This window comes from Vibrio sp. 947, from assembly GCF_033339115.1.
GTDB lineage: Bacteria > Pseudomonadota > Gammaproteobacteria > Enterobacterales > Vibrionaceae > Vibrio > Vibrio alginolyticus.
Genome location: NZ_JAWOTX010000009.1, coordinates 182827 through 201992 on the forward strand (window position 1 = coordinate 182827; position 19166 = coordinate 201992).

Annotated in this window: 13 protein-coding genes; 7 read left to right on the forward strand and 6 right to left on the reverse strand. The window is 44.1% G+C overall.

Annotated elements, in window-relative coordinates:
* Window positions 1-33: 33 nt before the first annotated feature.
* A complete protein-coding gene (gene rluC / locus R7Q39_RS13900) occupies window positions 34-978 on the reverse strand; it encodes a 23S rRNA pseudouridine(955/2504/2580) synthase RluC (protein ID WP_021033985.1) in 945 nt (314 codons plus the stop codon).
* Window positions 979-1617: 639 nt separating this feature from the next.
* Here rluC and rne point away from each other — a divergent pair.
* Together rne and R7Q39_RS13910 are read left to right on the forward strand one after the other, a co-directional pair.
* Entirely contained in the window at window positions 1618-4692 is a 3075-nt protein-coding gene (gene rne, locus R7Q39_RS13905; protein ID WP_193837603.1) for a ribonuclease E, read from the forward strand.
* A 332-nt stretch (window positions 4693-5024) separates the two neighbouring features.
* The gene (locus R7Q39_RS13910; protein WP_005380840.1) at window positions 5025-6584 is read left to right on the forward strand and encodes a SulP family inorganic anion transporter; all 1560 of its coding nucleotides are present in this window, start codon (window positions 5025-5027) and stop codon (window positions 6582-6584) included.
* A gap of 60 nt (window positions 6585-6644) precedes the next feature.
* Here R7Q39_RS13910 and R7Q39_RS13915 read toward each other — a convergent pair whose 3' ends face one another.
* Window positions 6645-7094 carry a low molecular weight protein-tyrosine-phosphatase gene (locus R7Q39_RS13915; protein WP_176311094.1) on the reverse strand — a complete coding sequence of 150 codons (450 nt, stop codon included), beginning with the start codon at window positions 7092-7094 and terminating at the stop codon, window positions 6645-6647.
* 117 nt (window positions 7095-7211) lie between these two features.
* Here R7Q39_RS13915 and cobO point away from each other — a divergent pair, with 117 nt between their 5' ends.
* Window positions 7212-7817: a cob(I)yrinic acid a,c-diamide adenosyltransferase gene (gene cobO, locus R7Q39_RS13920; RefSeq protein ID WP_318076386.1), complete on the forward strand. Its 606-nt coding sequence runs from the start codon at window positions 7212-7214 to the stop codon at window positions 7815-7817.
* 62 nt (window positions 7818-7879) lie between these two features.
* On the opposite strand, the gene R7Q39_RS13925 is transcribed toward cobO, so the two are convergent.
* From R7Q39_RS13925 to apbC, 3 genes are all read right to left on the reverse strand, one after another.
* A complete protein-coding gene (locus R7Q39_RS13925) occupies window positions 7880-9967 on the reverse strand; it encodes an AsmA family protein (RefSeq protein WP_085569760.1) in 2088 nt (695 codons plus the stop codon).
* A gap of 188 nt (window positions 9968-10155) precedes the next feature.
* Complete coding sequence (udk, locus tag R7Q39_RS13930) at window positions 10156-10797, reverse strand: uridine kinase (protein WP_005380833.1); 642 nt, start codon at window positions 10795-10797, stop codon at window positions 10156-10158.
* Between the two features lie 180 nt (window positions 10798-10977).
* A complete protein-coding gene (apbC, locus tag R7Q39_RS13935) occupies window positions 10978-12054 on the reverse strand; it encodes an iron-sulfur cluster carrier protein ApbC (RefSeq protein WP_213899693.1) in 1077 nt (358 codons plus the stop codon).
* Window positions 12055-12216: 162 nt separating this feature from the next.
* On the opposite strand from apbC, the gene metG reads away from it, so the two are divergent.
* Together metG and R7Q39_RS13945 are read left to right on the forward strand one after the other, a co-directional pair.
* Window positions 12217-14292 (forward strand): methionine--tRNA ligase, encoded by a 2076-nt coding sequence (metG, locus tag R7Q39_RS13940; RefSeq protein ID WP_062730503.1) that lies wholly within the window; start codon window positions 12217-12219, stop codon window positions 14290-14292.
* 210 nt (window positions 14293-14502) lie between these two features.
* Window positions 14503-15312 (forward strand): hypothetical protein, encoded by an 810-nt coding sequence (locus R7Q39_RS13945; protein ID WP_017821380.1) that lies wholly within the window; start codon window positions 14503-14505, stop codon window positions 15310-15312.
* A 110-nt stretch (window positions 15313-15422) separates the two neighbouring features.
* On the opposite strand, the gene fadR is transcribed toward R7Q39_RS13945, so the two are convergent.
* Window positions 15423-16262, reverse strand: coding sequence for a fatty acid metabolism transcriptional regulator FadR (gene fadR / locus R7Q39_RS13950; RefSeq protein WP_005380824.1), 840 nt, complete (start codon window positions 16260-16262; stop codon window positions 15423-15425).
* A 639-nt stretch (window positions 16263-16901) separates the two neighbouring features.
* Between fadR and nhaB the strand changes: the two genes are divergently transcribed.
* Both nhaB and dsbB read left to right on the forward strand, forming a co-directional pair.
* Window positions 16902-18488: a Na(+)/H(+) antiporter NhaB gene (gene nhaB / locus R7Q39_RS13955; protein ID WP_005380822.1), complete on the forward strand. Its 1587-nt coding sequence runs from the start codon at window positions 16902-16904 to the stop codon at window positions 18486-18488.
* 83 nt (window positions 18489-18571) lie between these two features.
* A complete protein-coding gene (gene dsbB / locus R7Q39_RS13960) occupies window positions 18572-19108 on the forward strand; it encodes a disulfide bond formation protein DsbB (protein WP_017821379.1) in 537 nt (178 codons plus the stop codon).
* Window positions 19109-19166: the final 58 nt, after the last annotated feature.

Consider the following 19166-nt stretch of genomic DNA (forward strand, 5'->3'; position numbering starts at 1 on the left):
AGGCTCCCTTTTGCATCCGCGAGGAAAACATGGTTACGCGTTTCTTAAACCCGCCAACACTTTTTCTAGTTTCGGTTCCATCGGTGCGTTGATTTCCATCCACTCATCATTTGATGGGTGTTGGAACTTGATGTTTGCCGCGTGTAGGAACAAACGATCTAAACCAACTTGACCTGTGTAAGCATCAAAGCGACGATCACCGTAGCGATCATCCCAAGCGATTGGGTGACCAGTGTATTGCGTATGAACTCGTATTTGGTGAGTTCGACCAGTAATCGGACTCGCCTGAATCAATGTAGCTTGTTCGAACTTTTCCAAAATCTTAAAACGCGTTTCTGACGGCTTACCATTAGGGTTAACACGAACAATACTGTTCACTTCGTTTTTGAGCAGTGGCGCGTTCACAACCTTACAACTGCTTTTCCATTGCCCCATGACAAGAGCTAAGTAAAACTTCTTTACTGTCTTTTCACGAAACTGGGCTTGCAAGTGACGAAGTGCAGAACGCTTCTTAGCAACCAGCAAAATCCCTGAAGTATCACGGTCAATACGATGCACAAGTTCAAGAAAGCGAGCTTGAGGACGCAGAGCCCTAAGCGCTTCAATCGCACCAAACTTTAAACCACTGCCACCATGCACAGCGGTGCCAGATGGTTTGTTTAGAATCAACATATGGTCATCTTCGAAGATAATCATATTTTCCAACTCAGCGACTTTGTTAAGTTTCGTACTTGGTGCGACATCGTCATCTTTTTTCTCGACGGTCACCGGTGGAATACGAACGAGATCGCCTGCTTTTAACTTGTACTCTGCTTTTATACGCTTTTTATTTACGCGCACTTCGCCCTTACGCACAATTCGGTAAATCATGCTTTTAGGAATGTCTTTTAATTGGTTGCGCAAAAAATTATCAATGCGCTGACCCGCCATATCTTCGTCGATGTCGACGAACTGGACTTTTGTTCTTATTTCGTTCATGGGCGGTATTGTAAACTCAATTTCGTGCGACTTCACATTATTCTTGTCGTAAAAGAAACACTCGGTGGCACATACTGGTCTAAATTTCGCCAAGCTTTTGTTTAAATTATTAAAACTCTCAATCAAGTTCTCAATTTGTTTTCTGTCCTGAACAGTTTGCACATCTCAATTGCTTATGAAACAGCCAGTTATAAATTAGAAATTTTGAGTTTAGCGGCAAATTTTCTATCGTTTGCGTGAAAGCAGATTGCTGATAGCCACGCGCACTGCTATAGTTCACAGCTGCTAAGGAAGGTTTGGTTACATTTTATTCATTACCAATCATTTATCCTCAAGCAATGTGAGTAGATCGTTGAAGGTCGAGTGCAGCATTGGCGTGAGACACATCGAATTCAACACTCTTGCCACCCTACTCCTCGCATATTCACGTTGAGTACCTACCGCCCAAATAGCGGGTCACAAGTCTACGTTTCCAACAGAAACCACAAGAGGCTTGTGATGACTGAAGTGCCCGAGAGCATCCCCTTCCAGCCGGGAGGCTGCAAAATACAAGCCATGGGATCAGGCACCGTGAAAGAGCGAAAAAACAGTGGCAAGTCGACAAGAAAGATATAAAAGAAAAGACAACGAGAATTTTCAATGAAAAGAATGTTAATTAACGCAACTCAAAAAGAAGAGTTGCGTGTCGCTCTGGTTGATGGCCAGCGACTTTTCGATCTTGATATCGAGAGTCCAGGTCATGAATCTAAAAAAGCGAATATCTACAAAGGACGTATCACACGTATCGAACCAAGCTTAGAAGCCGCATTTGTTGATTACGGCGCCGAGCGTCACGGTTTCCTCCCTCTCAAAGAAATTGCCCGCGAATATTTCCCTGAAGGTTACACCTACCAAGGTCGTCCAAGCATCAAAGAAGTGCTAACGGAAGGCCAAGAAGTTATCGTTCAAGTGGAAAAAGAAGAACGTGGAAGCAAGGGCGCAGCTCTTACTACTTTCATTTCTCTTGCTGGTAGTTACCTTGTTCTGATGCCTAACAACCCTCGTGCTGGCGGTATTTCTCGTCGAATCGAAGGTGACGAGCGTACTCAACTAAAAGCCGCATTAAGTACTTTGGAACTGCCTCAGGGCATGGGCCTAATCGTACGTACTGCTGGCGTTGGCAAGAGTGCTGAAGAGCTTGAGTGGGATTTGAATGTACTACTTAACCACTGGGGTGCAATCAAAGGTGCAGCGGACTCTAACCCTGCTCCATTCTTAATCCACCAAGAAAGTAACGTTATCGTTCGTGCAATCCGTGACTATTTGCGTCGTGATATTGGCGAAATCTTAATTGATAGCAACACCATCTACGAACGTGCAAAAGAGCACATTCAATTGGTGCGCCCTGATTTCCTTAACCGCGTTAAGAAATATGAAGGTGAAGTTCCACTATTCAGCCACTACCAAATCGAAAGCCAAATTGAATCGGCTTTCCAACGTGAAGTGCGTCTTCCATCTGGTGGTTCTATTGTTATTGACCCGACTGAAGCACTAACGTCTATCGATATCAACTCTGCTCGTGCAACCAAGGGCGGCGATATTGAAGAAACAGCTCTAAACACGAACCTAGAAGCAGCCGACGAAATTGCTCGCCAATTGCGTCTACGTGACTTAGGTGGCTTAGTGGTTATCGACTTTATCGATATGACCCCAGTTCGTCACCAACGAGAAGTAGAAAACCGTCTACGTGAAGCCGTTCGCCTTGACCGCGCTCGTGTACAAATCGGTCGTATTTCTCGCTTTGGTTTGTTGGAGATGTCACGCCAGCGCTTGAGCCCTTCTCTTGCAGAAGCAAGCCATCACATCTGTCCTCGCTGTAGCGGAACTGGTGTCGTTCGCGACAACGAATCTCTAGCACTTTCTGTACTTCGTTTAATTGAAGAGGAAGCGCTAAAAGACAACACAGCACAAGTACTTGCAGTCGTACCTGTGCCAATCGCCTCTTACTTATTGAACGAAAAACGTCGTTCAGTAAACCATATCGAACGCATTCAAGAAGTGAAAATTACGGTTGTTCCTAACTCTGATATGGAAACACCGCACTTTGAAGTTATCCGTGTTCGTGAAGGCGAAGAGTTCGATCTGATATCTTACTTACTTCCTAAGAAACTGGAAGCAATGAAAGAAGCAGAAGGTAAAGAGCCAGCGGAAGTTGACGTAAAACCAAAACGAATTGAAGAGCCAGTTCTTAAAGGCTTTGCTGCTCCGTCTCAAACCGCACCTGCACCAGCAGCTAAACCAGCTCCTGAGGCGAAGAAGAAAGAACAAAATGTTGAACAAGAAGAGAAACCTGGATTGTTCAGCCGTCTGTTTAAAGCACTTGGTAGCTTCCTATTCGGTGGTTCTGAAGAAACAAAAGAAGAACAGAAACCTCAGGAAGAGAAAAAACCAAATCGCGATAATCGACGTAATAAGCGTGATCGCAACGATCGTCGTCGCAATAACAACCAGCGCGATAATCGTGATAACCGCGACAATCGCGATAACCGACGTCGTCGTAAGCCTCGTGATGAGCAAGCGAATGAGCAAAACGAAGCTCAACAACAAACCAATAAACAGCAAAACCGCAACCAAAAGCGTAAGCCTAAAGCTCAACAAGCAGACAAAGCCCAAGAGCAAAAAGCAAATGCAAAAGTAGCGGAAAAAGGCCTGCAGCTAGCGGCGGAAGCTCGAACTGAAACAAAACCAGAAGAGAGCAAACCAAAGCAACAAAACGCGAAAGCAGAAAAAGTGAAGGAGCGTCGCCAACGTCGCAAACTGAACAAGTCTGTACGCGTTAAAGACCAAGAAGCGGTTGAGAGGAAAGCCGAAGAAACAGCGGTTAAGACTCAAGAAACGGTTGAAACCAAAGTTGAGAAGCCAACAGAAGCAGCGGTAGAAGCACAGCAAGACAACAAGCAAGCAGAGTCTAAGCAACGTCGTAATCGTCGTTCGCCACGTCACCTGCGTGCAAGCGGCCAGCGTCGTCGCCGTGGCCGTGATCGCCGCCCTAACCCGTTCCGCCTACGTAAGGGAGGTGTCGCTTCTCCTGAAATGGCTATGGGTAAAGTAATGCCACGTTACATTCCGAAACCAGCACCTAAGAAGGAAGAGCGAGTTAAGGAAGAAGCTGTAGCAGCAGTACCTACAATCCAAGGTGGCTTTGCGTGTCCAGAAATGGCAATGGGTAAAGTGATTATTCGTCGCGAGCAACCTGTCGTAACAGATGCTCCAGTTGTTGAACACAAGGTTCAAGAAACCGTTGAAGCGAAAGTTGAATCTCCAGCAGTAGAAGCACCTGTTGTGGAAGCAGTAATCGCAGAAAAAACTGAATCGGCAGTAGTAGAAACAGCCTCTGTAGAGCCTATCGTTGAAACTCCTGCAACTGAACATGCTGAACCGGTTGATGCCATTGTAGAAACGGCACCAGCTGAAGAGCCTGTGGTTGAAGCAGCAAAAGAGATTGCAGCCGAAGCGCCAGTAGCTAAACCAGAGCCTAAAGTCGAAGCCATCAAAGTTGCTGCTAAGCTAAACGCTAGCGCACCGATGACAAAAGCACCTGGCCCTCAAGAGCTACGCGAAATCACGGTTGCAGCAGCACCGTTCAAAACCGAACGTTACCAAGCTAAAGGTGCGGGTAGCCAAGTGGCTAAAAACCGCGCATCGGCAGAGATGACAAAGCCTAACTTTAACTAGGCTAAATCATTACGTTCAACTGCTTAACGGCATAAATAAATTAAAGGCTACCATCTGGTAGCCTTTTTTATCTTCATATCTGCCCAATAAATTGTTCATATAAATACCAATTCGCGATCACATTTGTACGCCATTATTCGTATCATTCTTGAACTTAATCACACTTTTCGGTAGCATGCGCCGACTCAAGTTTTCGACACCATTCTGATGCTGCTCTTTTAATACTACGGTTTACACTGCAATGTTTGATTAGAAATCAACCACTCAGTGGCTTGTGCAAATACGAATATGTGTCGGGTTTAACTCATTGCAAAGAGAACTTAAAAACAAACATGTTCGAATTTCCCCAATTTTCTAAGCACTCCGTAAAAAATGATGTGCTATCAGGCTTAACCGTTGCGCTAGCATTGGTTCCTGAAGCTGTCGCATTTGCGTTCGTCGCAGGCGTAGATCCGATGGTCGGTCTTTACGCTGCATTCATCGTTGGTCTTATTACTTCCATTTTCGGTGGTCGTCCCGGCATGATCTCTGGTGCAACAGGTGCCATGGCAGTCGTAATGGTTTCGCTTGTCGCGACTCACGGTGTCCAGTACCTATTCGCAGCCATCATGCTCGCTGGTATTCTTCAAATTGCCGCTGGTATGTTTAAATTGGGTAAGTTCATCCGTATCGTACCTCACCCTGTGATGATCGGTTTTGTGAACGGTCTGGCTATTGTTATCTTCCTAGCTCAGTTGGGTCAGTTTAAAGCGCCTGACATCAACGGCATGCTTACTTGGCTACCACAAGACCAGATGCTGCTAATGCTTGGTTTGGTTGCGCTGACTATGGCAATCATTCACTTTCTACCAAAAATCACAACAGCTGTACCCTCTTCACTTGTTGCGATCGTAACGGTGACGGCTTTAGTGGTTGGCTTGGATCTGGAAACTCGCACTGTTGTTGACTTCCTGCGTACAATGTCTGGAGATGAAGCTGCAACACTCGCAGGTTCACTACCAACCTTCTCTATTCCTGCGGTACCATTTACACTAGAGACACTACAAATCATTCTTCCATACGCGATCATTCTCGCGGCCATTGGTCTAATTGAATCTCTACTAACACTGACAGTTTTAGATGAGATGACGAATACTCGTGGTCAATCTAACCGCGAATGTATCGGTCAAGGTATGGCAAACATGACGTGTTCTGTGTTTGGCGCAATGGGTGGTTGTGCGATGATTGGTCAGTCGATGATCAACGTAAACTCAGGTGGTCGCGGCCGTCTATCTGGTATCGTTGCGGCTATCGCTCTATTGATGTTTATCTTATTCGCTTCTTCGCTAATTGAAATGATCCCACTCGCTGCTCTGGTTGGTGTGATGTTCATGGTTGTCATTGGTACATTCGAATGGGCAACATTTAAGCTAGCACGCCGCGTACCGAAGCAAGACTTCTTCGTTATTGTTCTTGTGACCGTTGTTACTGTTCTTACTGACCTTGCTGTTGCCGTAGCGGTTGGTGTTATCGTTTCTGCATTAATGTTTGCATGGCAACACGCTAAGCACATCTATGCCGACACGTGCTTAAACGAGGAAGGTTCAAAAGAGTACAAGATTCACGGCCCTATTTTCTTTGGCTCTGCGGCTAACTTCCTGGAGTTGTTTAACGCGCCTGAAGATCCAAAAGATGTGATTGTCGATTTTGCAGACTCTCGCGTGACAGATCACTCTGCAATTGAAGCCATTGAAACACTGGCTGAGCGTTACAATGCTCAAGGTAAAACGCTGCACCTTCGTCACCTAAGCCCAGATTGTCGTAAACTTTTGGACAAAGCTGGCAGCTTGGTTGAAATTAACGTGAAGGAAGACCCAAGCTACAAAGTCGCAACCGACATACTAGCGGGTTAACACGAATAAAAAGGGATGAGCTGAGCTCATCCCTTTTTCTATTGTCTTCAAGCCCGGCGATTATAGCTTCTTCAAAATAGCATCTGATGCCTCTTCGATTAAATCAAGCACCAGTTCAAAGCCATCTTCCCCACCATAGTATGGATCAGGGACTTCGTCGTAACCTGACCCAGAATGACTTAAAAATAACGATACTTTGTGTCGATACTTCAACGGACAAATATCCAATAAATCGGCCAAATTTGCTTTATCTGCGGCTAATATAAGGTCAAACTTTTCAAAGTCATCAATGGTGACTTGGCGCGCTTGCATTCCTCTAAAAGAATAGCCTCGCAGCTTTCCTGCTGCCATCGCTCTTGAATCCGGTCGGTTTCCTGCGTGGTAGCCAATTGTACCTGCCGACTCAACCTCTACTTCAACGCCTAGCTTTTGAGCTTTCGCTCTTAACACTGCCTCTCCAGTTGGTGACCGACAAATGTTTCCCATACAAACAACAAGTATTTTCTTCATTTTATTCCCTGAATTATCGGTGGTTTTTCTTCACGATATGTTGGTCTATCATAGCGAGATAAATCAATGAACCCAAATTAGCTTGGGCACAGCACGAAAAGGAATTGAGGAAGTATTATGTCTATCGAAGAAAATAAAGAAGCACGCCATAAAGCTCGCCAACAAAAAGTCAAAGAACAGGTAGACGCAAAAATCGCTGCTGCTCAAGAGGAAAAAGGTCTGCTACTGATCATTACCGGAAATGGTAAAGGTAAATCGACATCAGGATTCGGTACGATCGCACGCGCAGTGGGTCATGGTTTGAATTGTGCTGTCGCGCAGTTTATTAAAGGTACTTGGGACAACGGTGAGCGCAACCTACTTGAGAAACTCGGCGTTGAATTCCAAGTAATGGCGACCGGCTTTACATGGGAAACTCAAAACAAAGCCGCTGATACCGAAGCAGCGCAAGGCGTATGGCAAGAATGTAAACGCATGATGCAAGACGACTCTATCGATGTCATCTTGTTTGACGAGCTAACTTATATGGTGAGCTACGGCTACATCGACTTAGACGAAGTGGTCGAAGCGCTGAGCAACCGACCTAAAATGCAGTCGGTTATTATTACTGGGCGTGGCGCACATCGAACCCTGATTGAAATGGCCGATACCGTTTCTGAAGTGAAAAATGTAAAGCACGCATTTGAATCTGGCGTAAAAGCCCTCAAAGGCGTCGATTGGTAACACTCGCAGAGTAATTTAAAAAGGGTTGGCAAAATGCCAACCCTTTTGGTTTTCACGCACGGTTAGTTGAAAAGATTCTTCAATAAACCATCGACCGCATCTTTGGTTTTCTCGTCTTTGATTTTGTCCGTTAGCTTCTCCACGCCACGATCGATTTCTTTTTGAGCTTTCTGCTTCAGAACATCATCGAATACGAGCTTGAATTTAGGTTCTGCCCACTTACCAGACACATTGATTGGAATCGTGATGTCTTTCAGCTCATCTATATCTTTACCGCCCTGGCCTTCTAGGCTGCCTACAACTGACGTGCTGATAGTAAAGTCGACTGTTTCATTGATGTAGTTTGCGGTACCTTTACCACGAACACGTAACAATGGAGACTGAGCTTGCATATTATCCGTTGATACTACACCTTTGTTGAGTTTCAATGTCGCCGTCATCGCACTGAAGTCTGTTTTCTTAGCTTCATTGGTGCCTTCAACTTTTTGCCCTTTAAATTTCGCATAGTTTTCACGAATCAACTGAGCAACGTTGATGCCATTCACCGCACCGTCAGCAAAATTGATAACAACCGTACCAGATAGATTCTTCTTGATACCGGTAGGCGTTAGACTCTTACCTGTAACATTCACATCAATGTTACCTGTCCCTTCAAGTTTGTCGTTCTCAGCAACGTCTATAAGTAGCGGTTGAACTTTCACGCCTTTGATTGACTTTTTAACGCTGTAAGTCGCTGGTGATTGGCGTGCATCTAACTTCGCTGTCGCTGAGATTGAGCCTTGGTACAACTTCGAACTAAATGATGTAAGCTCAAACACGCCACGATTTACAGTGAAGCTCGTTTTTACCGCTTCCATCTTCGCATTTGCCGCTTTGAATTTGTCGATGGTAATGTCACCCTTTACATCTAACGCTTTCAACGCAGACAAATCAGGCTCAACCTCAGGTCCGGCAGGAGCACTCTCGCCACCAGAAGCAGGCTTATTACCTTCGGCAGCTTGCTTATCTAACCCTAAGAACTCATCAAGATCGATATTGGGGCTATGGAGAGCAAAGCGTACTTTAGGAATATCACCGAGTGTCACATCTGCCTTACCATCTAGGGCGATAGCATTCGCTGTTAACTTCTCTAGAACAAAACTCAGATGGTTTTTCGTTAGGTCGAAAGACAGATCAGACACCATGTCGACTTTCATCGGGGACTGAGGTAAAGCATCACCCTCAAAAGTCGATTTAAGAGTTAACTTATCCAACTGTACTTTGCTGATAGCCTTGTCCACGCTAAGTTGACCAGCACCCTGCATATCTAACTTCATACCACCAGCGTCACCCTTAATGGCATAAGTCAGGTTATTTACTTTATCGAATTCAAACGTGTCTAAACCGATCGTTGCCGATTCAATTTTATTGGCAGGGTCAGAGTATGTCGCATCAAAGTTGATGTTCTTTAGCGCGTAGTTTGCCAAACCTTTTTCTAGCTTAAAGTCTGCCTGACCTTTCGCGGTGAACTTTTGGTCGTTCATTTCGCCCTTCACGCCAAAATCAGCCGTTGTCCAGTTGTCAAAAGCGAATTCGGAAAGGTTTAATGAAATATCATAAAGTTTGGTGTAACTACCGGCTTGCTTATCCTGCATTTCTAATGAACCGTTAGAAACCGTAACGCCAGCAAGATTAATACTCCAATCAGAACCAGAAGTTTTCGTTTCACCATTTTGCGTAGGCGCAGCATTGCTCTCTTGTTCTGCTTGTTGTGTTTGGGCTTTCGTCAATGCATCAATATTCTTGCTGCCATCTTTCTTGGTTTCAATGTAGAACTCAGCACCATCAAGCGTGACGTTTCCAATTTCAAGCTGTTGACTAAAAAGTGGCATAACAGAGATGTCTACACCAACGGTATCAACTTTGAATAAATTGGGTTTACTAAAGCCTTGTGGGTTTCGCAATTCTGTATGTCCCAACTCAAAGCCAATCGATGGGAAAAATTGCCAACTGATATCCCCTTCAATCACCAACTCTAATCCCGTTTGCTTTTGCGCTTGCTCAACAATAAGGGGTTTAAACTGATTCGGATTGACGAAGATGGTTAACGCTAAAATTGCGACCAAAATGACCACAATCGGTATTGCTAGAATTAAGAGCAGTTTCTTCATTTGTTTTTCCTTGCTCGAGTGTTTTTACAATTATAAGCGCAGACTCCATTTACCGCTGACAGTTCCACAAAAGCGTGAAAAGTGTCTGGTTTTAACCTGCAACTGACTAATTTAAAAACAAAAAAAGAAGTGGCACTTAAGGTGCCACTTCTTCTCTTAAAAATAAAGCGATATAGCCGTCTATAGGCTTAAGCTTTCAAAAGTCTTGCAATGTGAGCTTTTAATACATCAATTGCGATACGGTTTTTACCACCGCGAGGAACAATAATGTCCGCATATTGCTTAGAAGGTTCGATAAACTGCATGAACATCGGACGTACTGTTTGTTGGTATTGCTTAAGAACAGACTCCATAGTTCGGCCTCGTTCTTCCACATCACGCTTAACACGGCGAAGCAAGCAAATATCTAACGGTGTGTCCATAAATACTGTCGCATGCATCAAATCACGAAGACGAGGGTCTGTAAGAAGAAGGATACCTTCTAGAATGATCACCTTTTTAGGTGTCATTGTGGTGGTGTTAATTGTTCTTGTGTGCTCAGTGTAGCTGTACTCAGGCACTTCTACTGCTTCACCACGTACCAATTTTTCTAGGTGCTCACACAGTAGGTCGTGGTCCAACGCACTCGGGTGATCGTAGTTCGTCTTTACTCGCTCTTCCATGCTTAGGTGGCTTTGGTCGTTGTAGTAGCAATCTTCCGTGATGACACCGATTTGATGATCGCCTACTTTCGCGCGAAGCTCATTATAAATAGTGCTCGCGATCAGACTTTTTCCAGAAGCAGAAGCGCCAGCAATACCTACGATGACGCATTGATTATTATCAGACATTAGTTTGCACCCGATGATGATTTCTAGTCACATAAAAAGATAAACTGCCTGATTATAGGGAGTTCACCCCATAGTTACTAGTTGGAATTAGGGTTTAGTCATAAGTTTCTGCCTGCTCAGAGGATTAACCTCCGAGCAAACGTTAAAATGTGCAATTATCAACCAACAGGCATAGTAAACTTAGTTCACCATTGTAAAGCTAATCGCATTAGGTTTTGCTTTGCCTTGCCAAAACATCGTGCTACATACGCGATCGGCAAGTTGCTTATAATACCCTGCATGCTCACTTTCTGGGCGTCTTGCTACCGTTGGCACGCCAGCGTCAATATCTTCTCGCATAGAGATATGAAGCGGAATTTGTCCTAACAATGCTAAGCCAAATTCTTGCGACATTTTTTCAGCTCCGCCCATACCAAAAATATGCTCTTTCGCGCCACATTGACTACAAATGTGATAACTCATGTTTTCCACAACACCAATGACTGGGACATGGACTTTGTTAAACATTGCCGCACCCTTCCTTGCATCGGCAAGAGCTAAATCTTGCGGTGTTGTGACTAGCACGCTACCTGTTACCGGAATTTGTTGTGACAGAGTCAATTGAATATCCCCTGTACCTGGCGGCATATCAATCACCAAATAATCCAAATCTGGCCAATCTGTTTCAGTTAATAACTGCGACAACGCTTTTGAAGCCATTGGACCGCGCCATATCGCCGCTTCTGATTTATCCACCAAATAACCGATAGAATGAGTATAGATGCCGTGAGCAAAAATGGGTTCCATCCACTTGCCATCACGAACTTCTGGTTTAGCATCTTCTTGCCCCAACATCATAGGTACAGACGGACCATAGATATCTGCATCCAACAATCCCACTTTCGCCCCAGATTGAGCAATTGCCAACGCTAAGTTAACTGCGGTAGTAGATTTACCAACGCCACCTTTCGCAGAACTGACGGCAATGATGTTCTTAACACCCTTAACCGAGTTAGCCACTTGAGTTTCTAAAGCTTTAACTCCAAGGCGAATATTAAATGGGAACTCAGCCACTTTACCCGAGGCTTGCTGCTGTTTGATCCAGTCATGCAGTACGGTTTGAAGCTCATTACTTGCGAATGGCAACGTTATATCAATAGAACCCTGTGTCGTAATCGAAATTGCGCCATGAATATCTGCCCAGTTTTCCACCAAATGTAGATGTTGGAATTGGTTAAACCAGTGACAAAAATCTTGTTTTGAAGTGAACTGATGCATAAGCCCTCCTTTTAGATGTCATGCTACCACCGTCCAGGCTCAACCAGAACCCCAAAAAAACTAAGGCATTCCGCAGTTTGACACCTTGGAGTTAGTCAGTTCATGGGGTAGTATTATCCATCAAAATTTATTTATACCTATCAAGAAAAGCGAATATTAAGTATGGCAAACGATCCAAAAAACTTTCCGTCAAGGAAAATGCTGGTAACTTGTGCCCTTCCGTACGCTAACGGTTCGATCCACCTTGGTCATATGCTTGAGCATATCCAAGCGGACATTTGGGTTCGTTACCAACGCCTACGCGGCAACACTGTAAACTTCATCTGTGCTGACGATGCTCACGGCACGCCAATCATGCTTAAAGCGCAACAGATGGGTATTACTCCTGAAGAAATGATTGCCGCAGTTAGCGAAGAGCACCAAAAAGACTTCGCTGGATTTGATATCAGCTTTGATAACTACCACAGCACACACTCAGATGAGAACCGTGAGCTAGCGTCACACATTTACCTTGAGTTGAAGAAAAATGGCTTTATCTCTAGCCGCACTATCTCTCAGCTGTTCGATCCAGAAAAAGAGATGTTCTTACCGGACCGTTTCGTAAAAGGTACCTGTCCAAAATGTAAGTCTGAAGACCAGTACGGTGACAACTGTGACAACTGTGGTGAGACTTACAGCCCAACAGAACTGATCAATCCTAAATCTGCGGTTTCTGGTGCGACGCCAGTAATGAAAGATTCAGAGCACTTCTTCTTCGACCTACCTCAGTTTGAAAGCATGCTAAAAGAGTGGACTCGCTCTGGCTCGCTGCAAGCTGAAACAGCGAACAAAATGCAAGAATGGTTCGAATCTGGTTTGCAGCAATGGGATATCTCACGTGACGCACCATACTTTGGCTTCGAGATCCCTGGTGAGAAGAACAAATTCTTCTACGTGTGGCTAGACGCGCCTATCGGCTACATGGGCTCTTTCAAAAATCTATGTGACAAGCGCGACGACCTAGATTTCGACGAGTATTGGAAAAAAGACAGCTCAGCAGAGCTGTACCACTTCATCGGTAAAGACATCGTTTACTTCCACAGCCTATTTTGGCCAGCAATGCTAGAGGGTTCTGGCTTCCGCAAGCCTAACAACGTATTCGTACACGGTTACGTAACCGTAAACGGCGCGAAAATGTCGAAGTCTAAAGGTACGTTCGTAAAAGCAAGCACTTACCTAGAGCACCTAGACCCTGAGTGTCTACGTTACTACTACGCTGCGAAGCTAAACAGCCGTATCGACGATCTAGATCTTAACCTTGAAGACTTCACTCAGCGCGTAAACGCTGACGTTGTTAACAAGATCGTTAACCTGGCATCTCGTAACGCAGGTTTCATCGCGAAACGTTTTGAAGGCAAACTGTCTGACAACTTTGCAGAGCCTGAACTTTACAACGAATTTGTTTCTGCTGCTGACCGTATCGCTGAGCTTTACGAAACGCGTGAGTTTGGCCGTGCAATCCGTGAAATCACGGCATTGGCAGACAAAGCTAACCAATACGTTGATGAAAAAGCACCGTGGGTTGTAGCAAAAGAAGAAGGCAAAGATCAGGAACTACAAGACATCTGTTCTGTCGGTATCAACCTATTCCGCGTACTGATGACTTACCTGAAACCAGTAATGCCATCGCTAGCTGCGCGTACTGAAGCGTTTCTAAACCAAGAGCTAACTTGGGAAAACATCGCTGCTCCACTAACAGGCCACGAGATCACTAAGTTCAAAGCACTGTTCAACCGTATCGATCCGAAGAATGTTGAAGCGATGATCGAAGCGTCTAAAGAAGATGCGGCGGCAGAAATGGCGGCGAAAGAGAAAGCTGAAGCGGAAAAGAACAAGGCTAGCCAAACCGAGCTAGACAAAGAACCAATCGCTGAAGAGATTGAGTTCGATGCTTTTGCTGCAGTAGATATGCGTATCGCTCGTATCATCTCTTGTGAAGAAGTACCAAAAGCCAACAAACTGCTTAAGTTCCAATTGGACATCGGTGGTGAAACTCGTCAGGTATTCTCTGGCATCAAGTCAGCTTACAAACCTGAAGAGCTAGAAGGCAAGCTAACGGTAATGGTAGCAAACCTAAAACCTCGTAAGATGAAGTTTGGTATGTCTGAAGGTATGATCCTAGCGGCAGGCCCTGGTGGTAGCGACCTGTGGATCCTTGAGCCACACGAAGGCGCTCAACCTGGCATGCGCGTAATGTAAGTTGTAGCTTTACGATCAAATTTAAAAAGTCCTCGCCAGTTCAGCGGGGACTTTTTTTGACTGAATTCACACTCTTGGGGAATTTGTGCACCAAACTTGTACAGCACCTCTCCCATCACAATCCTAAATTACTGTTTTAATAGAATTTAATTAGTGGCATCAAAACTGCAATCTTTCTTGTTAGGTCCAAACACTAACAAGGAGTTGGTTATGTTTGTTTTGATTTCCACACTATTGTCCATCGCTATTTTAGCTGGAATATATCACTTATCTTCTAAACGAGAGCAGCAACATGCGCGCAAATATCAGCTGTTAACATTGTTGCGAGATGTTGTTCACCTTCTGAGACACCACCGAGCTGCTACTCACTACTCGCTTCAATTCCAACAAAACGATCAACAAAAATTGGACGCTCTTCATGATGCTCTGACTAACAAGCTGCATCTTTTAGTCGAAACATCACGGTTTGAAAACAAACCCATGTATCGCGTATTACAGATTAAAGTAGGGAAACTACTTGAACAATGGAATGACCATAGTGTTGCAAGAAACCAGATGGAGCATGGTAAGTTAATTCGTCATTGCTTGTTTTTGATGGATGAAGTAACCATCGCATGGCTAGCGGTTGAGCAAAGAGATGACTTGCATAATGAGTATCACATGAACTGGCAAAACATCATGGATAGCTTGGAGACCCTGACTCAGTTACGAATCAGCATTCAAGATTTAGGAGAACAAGGCGGAAATGAGCGTTTCAAAAACTATGCATCGGTCATGATGCGTAAGCTAAACCAACTAGCGGTTATCGCTCCACTTAGCATTACCTCTCCTGCTTCCACGCGCTCAATACAGACGCTAAATGAATACGTGACAGGGAGTCATGTCGACTTAACAGAAGCAGAGCTTTATGGCGTCACATCGGACTTGTCATTGACCATCTTCAATACTTACGACCATGTCCTTTCAGATGTCGTAGAGTCATTATATCTACCGTTACCCAGACTCTCACTAGCAGGATAAACGTTCCATACCTTATTATTGGTGCTTGGTTCGTCGCCGACTTATAAATAAAAACAAAAAAACCGCAGGCCTAAGGCACTGCGGTTTTCGTTTATCCAACTTGTCAGCGCTTAGCTGTCGTCTTCCGTGAAGTTCGTTGGTAATTGCTTTTTCATTTCGTTCCAGATCAACGCACTTTCCATACCATAATGACGAATCACTACTGGTAGTTGCTCACGCTGGCCACTTTCACAAGTTTCGAGCAATTGATGGTAAAACTTCAGAGCTAGCTCACGAGAAGCTGGATTTGAGAAGTAGTAGCTACCGACACGATCGTAGAGCTTCTTCAAACCATTAAAGATCAAACCGTAAATTTGATTTCCTGAATGGAATGCTAGGCGCTGGAAAAGCATATAATCGTAAAAGTTGAACGTTTTAGCAATCAAGATTTCTTGACGCTTCGCTTCATCTTTCTCGTTATCTTCTTTCACATTCTGCAGAACTTTTTCAGCATACGGCGAAGAAGCGATGAATTCGTCCCAGGAAGCCGCATTCATTAAAGCTTCACAAGATTCGATTACGTTCTTAATTGTACGCTCAGAGCTCTCTTTGTTCGCTTTAAATGCATAGCGCATAAAGATAGGACTGATGTTGGTACGTGCCGCAAGCAGATCTTCTACAATGTTTGTCGCATTATCAACGTCTAGCGTCATTAAAGTATCCAAAATATGCAGGCCAGAGGTCTCCATAAATTGGTTAACTTTCGTAGGTTTGCCGTGCTGGATAGTTAACCATCCGTCACGGGCTAGTCGTTGAAGAACCTCTCTTAAAGTCGTTCGAGTAACACCAATCAGTTCGGACAGCTCGCGCTCAGCAGGTAAAATTGAGCCTGGAGGAAAACGGCCGTTCCAAATGCTCTCGATAATATATTTTTCTGCGAATCCCGCAGGGCTTTTCGCCTTTATGACCATTCTACTTTTTATCCAATATTGATTTCTGAGGGTCGATACTACTCATCATACCACTACTTAGCGGTTTGAGAAAATTTACGATCAATAGTGGAAATGACTCCATAACATAGAGTTAATACTCTATATGTTGTGTCAATTTAAGAGGCTCTAACATGCGAGCGAAAGCAGTAAAATATGAATTTTCATTTAATTAAACAGCTCACAAATCTCGGAGAAATAAAGACAACCGTGTCACATTTTTATATTCAAAATATGAAAAATTACTTTGTATATCACAGTTAATATTCTTTCTTAATTTGCCTTTTCTCGTCACTGACCGTCATTTAAAATCCAAGAGGATTTTTTTAAGACTTTCATGGTATAGTAACGCCGTTTTGATCGCGTTATTACATTTAAAAAGTCATTTTAGTCGGTAGCATCACGTTTTGTTATTGACTAATAAATGCCTGAGTGTAGAGTTTGCGGTCGAAAGTGAGCGGTGCTTGAGTTCAGGGGAAGTAACTTGGCAAGACTACAATAAACAAAGGATTGTTGTTTTACTAAGTTATTGTTTTTAAAGACTAGTTAATAAGTCTAACAAACAGATACTTAAGCACTATTGTAGTGTCTATTCATAATTTTGTTATAAAGAGAATTATCATGCCGATATCGCTCGGAAACGCTTTTATCAAGAACTTCCTTGGTAAAGCGCCTGATTGGTACAAAGTTGCCATTATAGCCTTCTTAATAATTAACCCGATTGTATTCTTCCTAATAAACCCATTTGTAGCTGGATGGTTGTTGGTCGCTGAATTTATTTTCACGCTAGCAATGGCATTAAAATGCTACCCATTACAACCTGGCGGTTTACTTGCTATTGAAGCCATTGCTATCGGCATGACTAGCCCTGCGCAAGTTAAGCACGAATTAGTAGCAAATATCGAAGTACTGCTACTTCTGGTGTTTATGGTTGCGGGCATCTACTTCATGAAGCAGCTATTGCTGTTCATTTTTACCAAAATTTTACTTGGCATTCGCTCTAAAACCCTACTATCACTCGCGTTCTGCTTTGCTGCGGCATTTTTGTCTGCATTTTTGGATGCCTTGACGGTTATCGCCGTTGTTATCAGCGTGGCGATCGGCTTTTACTCTATCTATCACAAAGTAGCGTCTGGTAACCCTATCGGTGACCATGACCATACACAAGATGACACGATCACTGAACTAACGCGTGATGACTTAGAAAACTATCGTGCCTTTTTGCGCTCTTTGTTGATGCATGCTGGTGTAGGTACTGCCTTAGGTGGCGTAACCACGATGGTTGGTGAACCTCAAAACTTAATTATTGCAGACCAAGCGGGTTGGTTATTTGGTGAATTCCTAATCCGTATGTCTCCAGTGACACTACCTGTATTTTTCTGTGGTCTCATCACTTGTGCTTTAGTTGAAAAGCTTAAAGTGTTTGGCTACGGCGCGAAGCTTCCTAATAACGTTCGTCAGATCCTCGTCGATTTTGACCGTGAAGAGCGTAAAACGCGAACAAATCAAGATGTCGCAAAACTCTGGGTTCAAGGTCTTATTGCGGTTTGGTTGATCGTTGCACTCGCTTTGCACTTAGCTGCTGTCGGCTTAATTGGCCTTTCTGTGATCATTTTAGCGACCGCATTTACTGGTGTCATTGAAGAGCACTCCATGGGGAAAGCGTTTGAAGAGGCCCTGCCCTTCACTGCACTGCTTGCAGTATTTTTCTCGATCGTTGCTGTAATCATTGACCAAGAGCTGTTTAAACCAGTCATCGATGCGGTGCTTGCCGTTGAAGATAAAGGTACTCAGCTAGCTCTGTTCTATGTGGCGAATGGCTTATTATCTATGGTGTCGGATAACGTGTTCGTTGGTACGGTTTACATCAATGAAGTAAAAACTGCACTCATTGAGGGCCTCATTACTCGTGATCAGTTCGACTTACTGGCGGTGGCAATCAATACTGGTACTAACCTGCCTTCTGTTGCAACGCCAAACGGTCAAGCGGCATTCCTATTCTTACTCACATCGGCTCTCGCTCCATTAATTCGTCTGTCTTACGGTCGAATGGTTATCATGGCGCTGCCTTACACCGTCGTTCTTGCGATTGTCGGTCTGATGGGAATCATGTTCTTCCTAGAGCCTGCAACAGCTTCTTTCTACGAAGCTGGTTGGATTTTACCTCATAGTGGTGATCTGACTCCCGTAGTATCCGGTGGTCACTAAAATTTGAGTTGATTAGGAAACTTATCCACGATAAAAAGCTCTGAGTATTCAGAGCTTTTTCTATTTCAGACAGGAACAAAAACGTGACTATTTTAAATTCACTTAACCAGTTTTCAAAGGGACGTTTATCGTGGCTACTGCTTCTGCTATTCGTCGTTTTCTTTGAAGCATGTGCCCTCTATTTTCAGCACGTCATGATGCTTGCACCATGTGTCATGTGTATTTATGAAAGAGTCGCGATGATGGGAGTGGGCGTCGCTGCAATGGTTGGTATATTGGCACCCAAGAACCCAATTTTCCGCTGGCTAGGTTTGATAGGCTGGGGATTAAGTGCTTACAAGGGTTTGTTACTTGCGATGCAGCACGTTGACTACCAGTTTAATCCATCACCATTCGCGACTTGCGATTTATTCGTCACATTCCCTAGCTGGGCTCCGCTCAATCAGTGGGTTCCTTGGATGTTTGAAGCATATGGTGATTGCTCTAAGGTTGTATGGCAGTTCCTTGATTTATCAATGCCACAATGGTTAGTCGTAATTTTTGCAGGCAATTTAATCGCTTTGGCATTAATTGTAATTGCACAATTCTTCCCTGCAAAACGCGTTAATCCAATTCGTTAATCCTACTGACGCGTAAAAATTAACAAAAAGCCGACCATCTGGTCGGCTTTTTGTTAAG

What these genes read in the sequence shown, in the direction of transcription:
- R7Q39_RS13910 (WP_005380840.1), top strand. Translation starts at nt 5,025, where the DNA reads ATGTTCGAATTTCCCCAATTTTCTAAGCACTCCGTAAAAAATGATGTG.
- cobO (WP_318076386.1), top strand. Translation starts at nt 7,212, where the DNA reads ATGTCTATCGAAGAAAATAAAGAAGCACGCCATAAAGCTCGCCAACAA.
- R7Q39_RS13945 (WP_017821380.1), top strand. Translation starts at nt 14,503, where the DNA reads ATGTTTGTTTTGATTTCCACACTATTGTCCATCGCTATTTTAGCTGGA.
- metG (WP_062730503.1), top strand. Translation starts at nt 12,217, where the DNA reads ATGGCAAACGATCCAAAAAACTTTCCGTCAAGGAAAATGCTGGTAACT.
- rluC (WP_021033985.1), bottom strand. Translation starts at nt 978, where the DNA reads ATGAACGAAATAAGAACAAAAGTCCAGTTCGTCGACATCGACGAAGAT.
- nhaB (WP_005380822.1), top strand. Translation starts at nt 16,902, where the DNA reads ATGCCGATATCGCTCGGAAACGCTTTTATCAAGAACTTCCTTGGTAAA.
- apbC (WP_213899693.1), bottom strand. Translation starts at nt 12,054, where the DNA reads ATGCATCAGTTCACTTCAAAACAAGATTTTTGTCACTGGTTTAACCAA.
- fadR (WP_005380824.1), bottom strand. Translation starts at nt 16,262, where the DNA reads ATGGTCATAAAGGCGAAAAGCCCTGCGGGATTCGCAGAAAAATATATT.
- R7Q39_RS13915 (WP_176311094.1), bottom strand. Translation starts at nt 7,094, where the DNA reads ATGAAGAAAATACTTGTTGTTTGTATGGGAAACATTTGTCGGTCACCA.
- R7Q39_RS13925 (WP_085569760.1), bottom strand. Translation starts at nt 9,967, where the DNA reads ATGAAGAAACTGCTCTTAATTCTAGCAATACCGATTGTGGTCATTTTG.
- udk (WP_005380833.1), bottom strand. Translation starts at nt 10,797, where the DNA reads ATGTCTGATAATAATCAATGCGTCATCGTAGGTATTGCTGGCGCTTCT.
- rne (WP_193837603.1), top strand. Translation starts at nt 1,618, where the DNA reads ATGAAAAGAATGTTAATTAACGCAACTCAAAAAGAAGAGTTGCGTGTC.